Source organism: Erwinia sp. (assembly GCF_031978025.1).
Classification (GTDB): domain Bacteria; phylum Pseudomonadota; class Gammaproteobacteria; order Enterobacterales; family Enterobacteriaceae; genus Erwinia.
In genome coordinates this window covers 1-1,479 of the sequence record NZ_DALZCD010000239.1, presented here as the reverse complement: position 1 = coordinate 1,479, position 1,479 = coordinate 1, and the positions used below count along the sequence as shown (strand labels likewise).

Sequence of the window (1,479 nt, the reverse complement as noted above, 5' to 3'; positions counted from 1 at the left end):
TTCCGGCAGGAAGGCGCTTGGCAGCTTGACGAACATATAAGCCATGCCCACCACAATCACCAGATAGATCAACAGATAGCGGCCCGTGCTGCGAATGATATGGCCGACGCTATTGGTGTAGTGGTTGGTGCTCTTGTCAAACATGCGGTTAAACCAGCCGAAGAAACCGGTGGTTTTACCGTGATCGCCTTTTTTAATGGGCTTCAGTAACGTTGCGCACAGCGCAGGCGTCAGGATCAGCGCCACGATAACCGAGAGCACCATCGCAGAAACAATGGTAATGGAGAACTGACGATAGATAACCCCGGTAGAGCCGCCGAAGAAGGCCATTGGGATAAATACCGCTGACAGCACCAGGGCAATACCGACCAGCGCACCCTGAATCTGCCCCATCGACTTACGGGTAGCTTCTTTAGGCGGCAGGCCTTCTTCTGCCATCACGCGCTCGACGTTCTCAACCACCACGATGGCGTCATCCACCAGCAGGCCGATGGCGAGCACCATCCCGAACATCGTTAGCGTGTTTATCGAATAGCCAAAGGCGCTGATAATGGCAAAAGTACCTAACAGCACTACCGGCACGGCGATCGTTGGGATCAGCGTGGCGCGGAAGTTCTGCAGGAACAGATACATCACAATAAAGACCAGCACGATTGCTTCAATCAGGGTTTTCACCACTTCCATGATGGAGATTTTAACGAACGGCGTGGTGTCGTACGGATAAACCACTTTCAATCCGGCCGGGAAGAACGGCTCCAGTTTGCCCAGCTCCGCTTTTACCGCAGCGGCGGTATCCAGCGCGTTAGCGCCGGTAGCCAGCTTGATACCGATACCGGAAGCCGGTTTACCGTTATAGCGTGCGACGATCTCGTAGTTTTCACCGCCCAGCTCAATTTTCGCCACGTCTTTTAACAGCACGCGGGAACCATCCGTGTTAACTTTCAACAGGATTTTGCCGAACTCGTCGGTAGAGGTCAGACGGGTTTGTGCGATGATCGAAGCGTTCAGCTGCTGGCCCGGTACCGGCGGTGAACCGCCAAGCTGACCGGCAGCAACCTGAGCATTTTGGGAATTAATGGCGCTGATGACGTCAACCGGCGTGAGCTGATAGTTATTCAGCTTGTGCGGGTCCATCCAGATACGCATTGCATACTGGGCACCAAATATCTGGGTATCGCCCACGCCAAGCGTTCGGCTGATAGGATCCTTGATATTTGACGCCACGTAGTCCGCAATATCATTCTGCGTCATGGTGCCGTCTTCGTTAACGAAACCGGCCACCATCAGGAAGCTACTGGAGGACTTCTGGACCTGGATACCCTGCTGCTGTACTTCCTGCGGCAGCAGTGGCGTGGCCAGCTGCAGTTTGTTCTGCACCTGAACCTGCGCGATGTCCGGATCGGTACCTGACTCAAAGGTCAGGGTCAGCTGTAGCGTGCCCGATGAATCGCTGTTTGACGACATGTACATCAGGCCGTC

General features: G+C 54.5%; 1 protein-coding gene. It reads right to left on the bottom strand.

Going from position 1 to position 1,479, the window contains the following annotated elements; translation table 11 throughout:
• Nucleotides 1-1,479 (bottom strand): efflux RND transporter permease subunit (locus RTK32_RS16855; protein ID WP_312045996.1); only part of this gene is annotated, 1,479 nt, incomplete at both ends.